Below are 9,349 nucleotides of genomic sequence, written 5' to 3'. Positions count from 1 at the left end.
TCAGCACCCGGGTGAACGTCTTGCCGTCCTTGTCCACCTCAGCGGCCAGGTCGCCCTTGTTCAGGCCCAGCCAGTTGCGGTAGGCGCCGACCTTGTCCTCGGCGTCGACGGCGGACACGGCATCCTCGAAGTCGATGATCGTGGTGACCGCCGACTCGAGCACGACGTCCTTGATGCCGGCGGCGTCGGTCTTGCCGATCGGCGAATCCGGGTCGATCAGGATCTCGATGTGCAGCCCGTGGTTGCGCAACAACACCGACGTCGGCGACCCGGGCTCGCCCGTGTGGCCGGCGAACTGGCCGGGGTTGGCCAATCCTCGGGACAACTCGTCTCCGCGCAGGGTGACCAGCAACCGACCGTCGTCGACGGCGAAGCCGGTGGCGTCGGCGTACGACCCCGATGACAACGGCACCGACTCGTCGAGGAACTTTCGGGCGTAGGCGATCACCTTGTCGCCGCGCACCGGGTTGTAGCCGGTGCCTGGTTCGGCGCCATCGCTTTCCGGGATCGTGTCGGTGCCGTACAGCGCGTCGTAGAGCGAGCCCCAGCGGGCGTTGGCGGCGTTCAGCGCAAACCGCGCGTTGGTGACCGGGACCACCAACTGCGGGCCGGCTGTCGTGGTGATCTCCGGGTCGACACCCGATGTGGTGATCGTGAAGTCGTCGGGTTCGGGGACCAGGTAGCCGATGTCGGTGAGGAACCGGCGGTAGGCCTCGGGGTCGTGCGGATCGATGACGCGATGACGGTGCCATTTGTCGATCTGGGCCTGCAGCTCGTCACGGCGCGCCAGCAGACCCTGGTTCTGGGGGGTCAGGTCGGTGACCACCTTGTCGACGCCGGCCCAGAAGCTGTCCGGGTCGAGGTCGGTGCCGGGCAGAGCCTCGGTGTTGATGAAGTCATACAGCACTCTGGCGACGCGCAGGTTCCCCACCGACACGCGGTCCGTCATCGTTCCTCCCTGGTTGGCAATGAGCTCAGCTTACCGGCCGGTATCCCGCCTACCCGTAATTGGCGACCCGCAGCACCTGCACGGCGATTCAGTAATGCCTGACAGCGGCGCAGCAGGCCGGCACGCAGCTCGGCGGCGTTACCGGCAATCACCGTTTGCATCCGGACGTATTCGGCTCGGCCGGGCGGTGTTTCGATACGGATCGGCGAGTAGCCGAATTCCGAAAGATCGTAAGGGCTGGCCCGCATGTCGAGTTCTCGTGCACGGTGGGCCAGTTCGAAGCAAGACGCGATGAGTCCCGATTCGATGAGCGGCTCCATTTTGGAGCAGAACTTGTAGAGATCCATCGCTGCATGAAGACAACCGGGTTGCTCGCGGTCGAGCTGAGTTGACCGGTATGCGTCGTAGTGGGTGCAGCGCAGCGCCAACGCTTCGACGACTTCCTCGGTGCCGTCACGGCCAAGGCGCAACGGGACTCGCGAGTGCCGGACATCGCCGCTGCGGTACACCATCGCCCATTCGTGCAGCCCGAAGCAGGACAGCTGCGCGGGGCGACCGGCCGTTGCCTGCAGCAGCCCGGCGATGTGCTCGATCGTGTCGCGGCGTCGATCGAGAAACGCGGGATCCGCGGTGATGCCGTGCCCGCAGTGGGCAAAGCCCCGATAGGTGGCGTATTCGTCGGCGCCCGCGAGCACGATCCCGAAGCCGGGGTGCCAACGCAGCAGCTGGCCGGGACGGTGGGCGTAGTAGGTGAACAGAAAGTCGATCACCGCCAGGATCCGCGCCCGGTGTGCGTCCCGCTCACGCATCCACTCCGCGGCCGGCACCACGTAATTCGTCGACTCCGCGCACGAGTGGTCCTCACACACGCTGCGTCTCATCACGCACCGCGCCGAAGAGGTCCTGCACCAGATCCTCCAGCGCCACCATCGCGACGACGCCGCCGTCGTCACCGGTGACCAGCGCCAGGTGGCTGTTGCGGTGGCGCATCCGCGACAAGGCCTCGGGCAGCGGCATCGACGCGGGGAACTCCGGCAGCGGGCGCACTGCCGCCAGGTCGACCACAGCCTGCGGATCTTGCTGTTCTGAGAGGCCGAGCGACAGCACGTCCTTGATGTGCAGGTAGCCGATGAACCGCCCATCGACGTCGGTCACCGGAAACCGGGAGTAACCGGTATCGGCCAGTGCCTGTTCGACGGCCGCGACCATCGGTCCGCGGCCGGCCGCGGCCACCGGCACCGCGCAGATCGCGGCGGCCGGCATGGCGACGTCGGCGACCATCCGGTTGCGAATCTGCAGCGCCCGGGTCAACCGGGTGTGCTCCTCATGGTCCAGCAGGCCTTCCGATACCGATTCGGCGATCATCTCGGACAACTCGACGGTCGAGACAGTGACGTCGAGCTCGTCGCGAAGCGGCACCCGGCACAACCGCAAAACCCCGGTGGCACACCAGTTGTAGAACGCGATGAAGGGGCGGGCGGCCCGCACATACACCAGGTAGGGCGGAACCAGCAGCATCGCGGCCCGCTCCGGACCGGCGAGCGCGATGTTCTTCGGCACCATCTCGCCGAGCAACACGTGCAAGGTCACCACGATCGCCAGCGCGACCACGAATGACACCGTGTCCAGCAGCGCATGCGAGATCCCGAACATCTTGAACGGTGTCCGCAGCAGATCGGCGACTGCGGGCTCGCCGATCCGCCCGAGCAGGATCGACGCCACGGTGATCCCGAACTGTGCACCGGCGAACATCAAGGGCAGCCGCTCACCCGCCCGGATAACGGTGACCGCGCTTGCCCGGCCTTGCTCGGCCCGCGCTTCCAGGCGGTCGCGGCGCACCGAGATCAGCGAGAACTCCGCACCCACAAAGAAGGCATTGGCGGCCACCAAACCGATGGTGGCCAGTACTGCCAGCAGGTCGGTCATCGGCGGGCCCTGCCGGAGTCGGTCCGGGGCCGCAGCTTCGTCAGCTCGAGCAGGTCGATGCGCCGGCCGTCCATTCGCACCACCCTGGCCTGCCAGGCCGGCGAGGCGACGAATAGTCCGCTGGACTCGACCGCGGTCAGATCGACCGATTCGCCGGCCACCGGAATGTGTCCGAGTTCTCGAAGCACCAGACCGGCGATCGTCTCGTATTCACCCTCAGGAGCGCGGTAACCGGTTACGGCGGCCACTTGGTCAATGCGCAACAGCCCCGATACCCGCCACCCGTTATCGGCAGCCACCACGTTCGGGGTGGCGCTGTCGTGTTCGTCACGGACATCGCCGACGATTTCTTCGATCAAGTCCTCGGTGGTTACCATGCCGGCGGTGCCGCCGTATTCGTCGACAACCAGCGCGGTTTGCAAGCCGTTGGCGCGGAGCCGGCTCATTACCGCATCGCCGTCGAGGGTCGACGGCACCACGGCGGCCGGCTGGGCGACCGCGGTGAGCCGGGTGCGCGCCCGTTCGCCGGGCGGCACCTCGAAGACTTGCTTGATGTGCACGATACCGACGGTCTGATCGAGGTCGCCGTCGACGACCGGAAACCGGGAAAACCCAGTCCCGGTGGCGGTCGCCACCAGGTCCGCAACGGTGTTGTCTCGTTGCAACACAACGATTTTCGACCGGGGAGTCATCAACTCTTCGGCCGTCAACGTACCGAACTGCAGTGATCGGCGCACCAGCGCGGCGGTGGCGGGATCCAGTGAACCGCTGCGCGCGGAATTACGCACCAGCGACACCAGTTCCTGTGGCGAGCGGGCCGACCGCAGCTCCTGGGCCGGCTCGATCCCCAGCTTCCGCAAAATCCAGTTCGCCGTGCCGTTGGTCAGCCGGATCACCGGGGTCATCGCCAGTGAGAACAACAGTTGCACACCGACGACGGCGCGCGCCGTGGCCAGCGGTCGGGCCACGGCAAGGTACTTGGGGACCAGCTCACCGAACACCATCGACAGCGAGGTGACGACCGCGACGGCCACGACCGCGACGATTCCGTCGGCGATCGGGTGGGGGACTCCGAGCGCACTCATCGCCGGGTGCGGCAGCTCGGCGACGAGCGGTTCGGTGAGGTAACCGGTAACCAGCGTGGTGATCGAGATACCCAACTGCGCACCGGAGAGTTGGAACGACAGGGTGTGGTGAGCGCGCCGGATGTAGTGGTCGCGGCGGGTGCCGGGGCGGGCGTTGGCCTCCACGGTGCTGCGCTCGAGGGTGGTCAGCGAAAACTCGGCCGCGACGAACAGCGCGGTGCCCGCGGTGAGCACCACGATGGCCAGCAGGCTGAGCAAGGTGACGACAAGGTGGTTCATCGGCGGCTTTGCTGTCGGGCACCGCGAGCAGACGCAAATGTACCCGAAAACCGAGCATTTTGGGCGCTTTTACGTCTGCTCGTCATGATAGCCATGGCCGTCACCAGCCGAATGGCAACGGATGGCCCTCAGCGTAGCCCGCCGCGGACTGCACACCGACCACCGCGCGCTCGTGCAACTCGGCCAGCGTCGACGCGCCGACGTAGGTGCAGGTGCTGCGCACCCCGGAGGTGATGTGGTCGATCAGGTCCTCGACGCCACCGCGGTCGGGGTCCAGCCCCATCCGCGCGGTGGAAATCCCCTCCTCGAACAACGCCTTGCGGGTGCGCTCGAACGCGCCGTCGTCCGCGGTGCGGGCTACCACCGCCCGCTTGGACGCCATCCCGTAGCTCTCCTTGTACGGCTGATCGTCACGGTCCCGCATCAGGTCACCGGGAGACTCGTAGGTACCGGCGAACCACGACCCGATCATCACGTTGGACGCTCCGGCCGCCAGCGCCAGTGCCACGTCACGAGGATGGCGCACCCCGCCGTCGGCCCACACGTATCCATCGAGTTGCCTTGCCGCTGAGGCACATTCGAGTACAGCGGAGAATTGTGGCCGTCCCACGCCGGTCATCATCCGAGTGGTGCACATCGCGCCGGGGCCGACCCCGACCTTGACGATGGTCGCCCCGGCGCCGAGCAGATCCCGAGTGCCCTCCGCCGATACCACATTGCCGCCGGCCAACGGCACGCCCAGATCCAGCGACGCCACCGTCTTGATCGCTTCCAGCGCCCGGACCTGATGTCCGTGCGCGGTGTCAATCACCAGTACGTCGGCTCCGGCCTCGACCAGGGCCTGCGCCTTGGCGGCCACATCACCGGTGATACCGACCGCCGCGCCGATCCGCAGCCGGCCCGCGGGATCGGTTGCCGGGGTGTAGACGCCGGCGCGGATCGCTCCGGTACGGGTCAGCACGCCGGCCAACGTGCCGTCGGCGCCGGTCAGCACCGCGACATCGACCGGGGCGTGTTCGAGCAAATCGAACACCGCGCGCGGCTCGGTGCCGGTCGGGGCGCTGACGAAGTCGGGGAACGCGACGTTCCGCACCCGGGTGAACCGGTCCACCCCCTCGCAGCATGATTCGGTGACCAAGCCGATCGGACGGCCTTCGGCGACCACCACCGCCGCGCCGTGTGCCCGCTTGTGGATCAACGCCAGCGCGTCGGACACCGAATCGTCGGGCGACAGCATCACCGGGGTGTCGACGACCAGGTCGCGGCTTTTGACGAAGTTCACCGTCTGCTGCACCGCGGCGATCGGAAGGTCCTGCGGCAGTACCACGATGCCGCCCCGGCGTGCCACCGTCTCGGCCATCCGGCGCCCGGCAACCGCGGTCATGTTGGCCACCACCACCGGGATGGTGGTGCCGGAGCCGTCGTAGGTGCACAGGTCGACGTCGAAACGTGACGCCACGTCCGAGCGGTTCGGCACGATGAACACGTCGTCGTAGGTCAAGTCGTACCCGGGCCGGTGCCCGCCTGAAAACCTCATCGGTGTCGCAGTATCTCCTATCCGGGTACTTCGCTGCGGTCGCCACTCCACCGCGTGTGGAACTTGCCCGGCTCGTCGATCCGGCCATAAGTGTGCGCGCCGAAGAAGTCGCGCTGAGCCTGGGTGAGCGCCGCGGGCAGCCGTTCGGTGCGCAGTGCGTCGTAGTACGACAGCGCCGAGGCGAAGCCCGGGATCGGGATACCCAGCCGGGTCGCGGTGGACACCACGCGGCGCCAGCTGTCGATCGCCGACTCGACGGCGCTGCGGAAATACGGTGCGACGACCAGGCTGGCCAGGTTGGGGTCGGTGTCGAAAGCTTCCTTGATGCGGTTGAGGAATTTCGCCCGGATGATGCAGCCACCCCGCCAGATGGTCGCCAGGTCGCCGGGGGTGATGTTCCAGCCGTACTCGGCGCTGCCGGCCTGAATCTGGTTGAAGCCCTGCGAGTACGCGACGATCTTCGAGGCGTACAGCGCCCCGCGGACGTCCTCGGTGAAGGTGTCCGGGTCGGCCGGGCGGTCACCGAGCCGGCCCGACGCCAGGCCGACGGCGGCTTTGCGCTGCTCGACCGATCCGGACAGCGCGCGGGCGAACACCGCCTCGGCAATCCCGGTCACGGGCACACCGAGGTCCAGAGCGGATTTGACGGTCCAGCGACCGGTACCTTTTTGTTCGGCCTCGTCGAGAACGACGTCGACCAGCGGTTTACCGGTTCTGGCATCCACCTGGCGCAGCACCTCGGCGGTGATCTCGACGAGGTAGCTGTCCAGGTCGCCGCGATTCCACTCGGTGAAGATGTCGGCGATCTGCGGTGCGGTCAGGCCCAGCCCGTCGCGCAGCAGCTGGTAGGCCTCGCCGATGAGCTGCATATCGGAGTACTCGATGCCGTTGTGCACCATTTTGACGAAATGCCCCGACCCGTCCGGGCCGATGTGGGTGCAGCACGGCACGCCGTCGACATGCGCGGAGATCTCCTCCAGCAACGGGCCCAGCGACTTGTACGACTCGGCGGGCCCGCCCGGCATGATCGACGGCCCGTTGAGCGCGCCTTCTTCGCCGCCGGAGATGCCGGCCCCGACGAAGTGCAGGCCGCGTTCGGCCATGGCCTTCTCGCGGCGGATGGTGTCGGTGTAAAGCGCGTTGCCGCCGTCAATGATGATGTCGCCTTCTTCCATGGCGTCGGCGAGCTCGCTGATGACGGCGTCGGTGGGGTTGCCCGCCTTGACCATGATCAATACCCGTCGCGGCTTCTCGAGCGCGGCGAGAAACTCCGGGATGGTTTCACTGCGCACGAAATTGCCGTCGGAGCCGTGTTCGGCCAGCAGCGCGTCGGTCTTGGCGACCGTGCGGTTGTGCAGCGCCACGGTGTAGCCGTGCCGGGCGAAGTTGCGGGCAATGTTGGAACCCATCACAGCCAAGCCGGTGACACCGATCTGCGCGGCGTCGCCAGCTTCGTTCGATTCCGACGAGCTCATGTATTTCGCCTCTCAAATTCAGGTGCGTTGTCCAAGCCTTATCGAACACTGTGGCACAGCAGGATTCGGGCATTCGCAAAAGTGCTCGACCCAGCGGCTGTCAGGCGGTAAGCAACCGGTGCAGCTCGGTCAGCCAGGGTACGGCCAGCGCGACGGTCGGCACCACCAGCACCGCCGCCGCGGCCAGGTAAGCGCCGGCCGCCAACAGCCGGCTGTTGCCCCGCCCGGATAGCCGGCGCACCCGCAACACGGTGCTGGGACCGCCGGCGGCCAACGCGCCCAACGGAGTTCGACCCGACGCGCAGGTCACCAACGCCCGGGCCAGGGGAGTCCGGCCGGCCACGCGCACCGCGGCGTCGTCGGCCAGCAGCTCGATCAACAGCTGCACGGAGTTCAACGCGGTGGTGCTGCGGACAAATCGGGGAAAGGCGGCCCGCACAGCGGTGAACGCTTCCAGAACAAGGTCGTGACGAGCCCGCAGGTGCGCACGTTCGTGGCATAGGATCGCCGCAACTTCCGCGTCGGCGAGGCTGGTCAGTGCGCCCTCGCTAACCACCACCCGGCTGCGCACACCCGGCAGACAATAGGCAAGCGGTTGAGCCACTTCGAGGATGCGGAGGTGCCGGGCTCGAGCACCGGCTCGTGCGGGCACCCCGTCGTGTCCGACACCAATCAGATCGACGAGCATGCGGTGGCGGGCCCGGCGCCGCCGAGTGGCAATGGCCACCCGCAGCACGGCGACCGCCAGACGTGCTCCAACCAGGACGGTGAGCGCGAAGACGCTGACATACAGAATCCACAAGGGCCAGCCGAGCCGTCCGACGTCACCGACGATGCTGGCCGTTGGCCGCCCGTCGGGACCCGGCATCAGCAACCGGCTGGCGATCGAGATGCCGGCGCTGAAGGCCGAAAGCACCGCGGCCACCGCGATGGCCTGCCAGAGCACCACGACGGCACGTGGCGCGCGCAGCGGCCAGGTCGCTCGCGCCAGCAGGGCCGGTATCGGACCGACCAGCAGCACCGCGACGATGGTGAAGGCCAGCGCTGACACGCTGCCAGTGTCCCTCAGTCCTCGGCTTGATCGCCAGCGGTTGGGTTTTTGAGATGGCCGGACTCCAATTCGGCCAATGCCCGCCGCAGCGCTTCTGCCTCGTCGACGCCGACACGTTCGACGAAATGCACCAGCGCAGCCTGTCGGCTGCCGGAATCGGCGGCCTGGTCGAGCGCATCGACCATCAGCCCGGCGACCAGCTCGTCGCGGCCATGCACGGGTGTGTAGCGATGCGCGCGGTCGTCCCGGATTTGGGACGCCAGGTTCTTTTTGGCCAACCGCTGCAGGACGGTCATCACCGTCGTATAGGCCAGGTCACGCCGCGCCGACAAGGCGTCGTGCACCTGGCGGACGGTTTGCGGTTCGGGCGCGGACCACAAGTGGTCCATCACCGCACGCTCCAGATCCCCCAGACGCGTCAGCTTAGGCATGTTCGTTCATCTCCTGTGCGATGACGACAGCGTACCCCGGCTTACTACCGGCCGTCGTACCCGACTGTGGAGGCACGCTTGCAGACCCTTGCGAATTTAGGGCAGCCTTGCCTATGCTGATGTGCATCGAGCGATGAAATGACCGCGGCGGAGTCCTGAGGGCTGCAGTGACCCCCGGTCAACTCGATCGGCGAGCCCCGTGCCTGGTGCACGGGCTCGCCCGTGTCGCAGGGGGAGCGGCAGGTCACCACCGGATGGTGTAGACACGAACACGTGCAACCACTGCCAGGGTCCGTCGTCCCGTCGGATTTCGGCGCCGCGTTTGACAACGAGCTCGGATTGATATTCACCGAACTGAGCCCGGACGGGGCCCGGGCGCAGCTTGAGGTTACACCAAAACTGTTGCAGCCCATGGGTATCGTGCACGGCGGCGTGTATTGCTCGATCATCGAGAGCATGGCCAGCGTGGCCGCCTATACCTGGTTGGCGGCCAACGGCGGCGGCAACGTCGTCGGTGTCAACAACAACACAGACTTCTTGCGGGCCATCAGCACCGGCATGGTGTACGGCATCGCCGAACCGGTACACCGCGGACGGCTTCAGCAGCTGTGGCAGG

General features: G+C 67.1%; 8 protein-coding genes and 1 pseudogene. 1 reads left to right on the top strand and 8 read right to left on the bottom strand.

The genetic code is table 11. The features are described 5' to 3' along the window. The 8 genes and pseudogenes from ACRDTL_RS02175 to ACRDTL_RS02140 form a co-directional block, all read right to left on the bottom strand. A pseudogene (locus tag ACRDTL_RS02175) lies at positions 1–949 on the bottom strand (malate synthase G); the annotation flags it as partial. Continuing rightward, entirely contained in the window at positions 946–1,830 is an 885-nt protein-coding gene (locus tag ACRDTL_RS02170) for a 3-methyladenine DNA glycosylase (RefSeq protein ID WP_431505086.1), read from the bottom strand. The pseudogene ACRDTL_RS02175 and the gene ACRDTL_RS02170, both read right to left, overlap by 4 nt. Then, positions 1,811–2,875, bottom strand: coding sequence for a hemolysin family protein (locus ACRDTL_RS02165; RefSeq protein WP_431505085.1), 1,065 nt, complete (start codon positions 2,873–2,875; stop codon positions 1,811–1,813). Before ACRDTL_RS02165 ends, ACRDTL_RS02170 begins: the two co-directional genes overlap by 20 nt. Continuing rightward, on the bottom strand, positions 2,872–4,239 hold the full coding sequence (locus tag ACRDTL_RS02160; protein WP_431505084.1) for a hemolysin family protein: 1,368 nt from the start codon (positions 4,237–4,239) through the stop codon (positions 2,872–2,874). The genes ACRDTL_RS02165 and ACRDTL_RS02160 overlap by 4 nt, the downstream gene beginning before the upstream one ends. 100 nt (positions 4,240–4,339) lie before the next feature. Next, positions 4,340–5,776: a GuaB1 family IMP dehydrogenase-related protein gene (locus ACRDTL_RS02155; protein WP_431505083.1), complete on the bottom strand. Its 1,437-nt coding sequence runs from the start codon at positions 5,774–5,776 to the stop codon at positions 4,340–4,342. 17 nt (positions 5,777–5,793) lie between these two features. Further along, positions 5,794–7,251 carry an NADP-dependent phosphogluconate dehydrogenase gene (gene gndA / locus ACRDTL_RS02150; RefSeq protein WP_431505082.1) on the bottom strand — a complete coding sequence of 486 codons (1,458 nt, stop codon included), beginning with the start codon at positions 7,249–7,251 and terminating at the stop codon, positions 5,794–5,796. Positions 7,252–7,351: 100 nt separating this feature from the next. Then, positions 7,352–8,302: a M56 family metallopeptidase gene (locus ACRDTL_RS02145; RefSeq protein WP_431505081.1), complete on the bottom strand. Its 951-nt coding sequence runs from the start codon at positions 8,300–8,302 to the stop codon at positions 7,352–7,354. 14 nt (positions 8,303–8,316) lie between these two features. Further along, the gene (locus tag ACRDTL_RS02140) at positions 8,317–8,733 is read right to left on the bottom strand and encodes a BlaI/MecI/CopY family transcriptional regulator (RefSeq protein ID WP_431505080.1); all 417 of its coding nucleotides are present in this window, start codon (positions 8,731–8,733) and stop codon (positions 8,317–8,319) included. A gap of 273 nt (positions 8,734–9,006) precedes the next feature. Between ACRDTL_RS02140 and ACRDTL_RS02135 the strand changes: the two genes are divergently transcribed. After that, positions 9,007–9,349, top strand: a 343-nt coding sequence (locus ACRDTL_RS02135; protein WP_431505079.1) for a PaaI family thioesterase, incomplete at its 3' end; no start/stop codon positions are given.

The organism is Mycobacterium sp. (assembly GCF_050700595.1).
Lineage (GTDB): Bacteria > Actinomycetota > Actinomycetes > Mycobacteriales > Mycobacteriaceae > Mycobacterium.
This window is presented reverse-complemented; position numbering and strand designations above follow the sequence as displayed.

Excerpts from the sequence above, each read along its gene's own strand:
- ACRDTL_RS02170 (WP_431505086.1), bottom strand. The coding sequence starts at position 1,830 with ATGAGACGCAGCGTGTGTGAGGACCACTCGTGCGCGGAGTCGACGAAT.
- ACRDTL_RS02165 (WP_431505085.1), bottom strand. The coding sequence starts at position 2,875 with ATGACCGACCTGCTGGCAGTACTGGCCACCATCGGTTTGGTGGCCGCC.
- ACRDTL_RS02160 (WP_431505084.1), bottom strand. The coding sequence starts at position 4,239 with ATGAACCACCTTGTCGTCACCTTGCTCAGCCTGCTGGCCATCGTGGTG.
- ACRDTL_RS02155 (WP_431505083.1), bottom strand. The coding sequence starts at position 5,776 with ATGAGGTTTTCAGGCGGGCACCGGCCCGGGTACGACTTGACCTACGAC.
- gndA (WP_431505082.1), bottom strand. The coding sequence starts at position 7,251 with ATGAGCTCGTCGGAATCGAACGAAGCTGGCGACGCCGCGCAGATCGGT.
- ACRDTL_RS02140 (WP_431505080.1), bottom strand. The coding sequence starts at position 8,733 with ATGCCTAAGCTGACGCGTCTGGGGGATCTGGAGCGTGCGGTGATGGAC.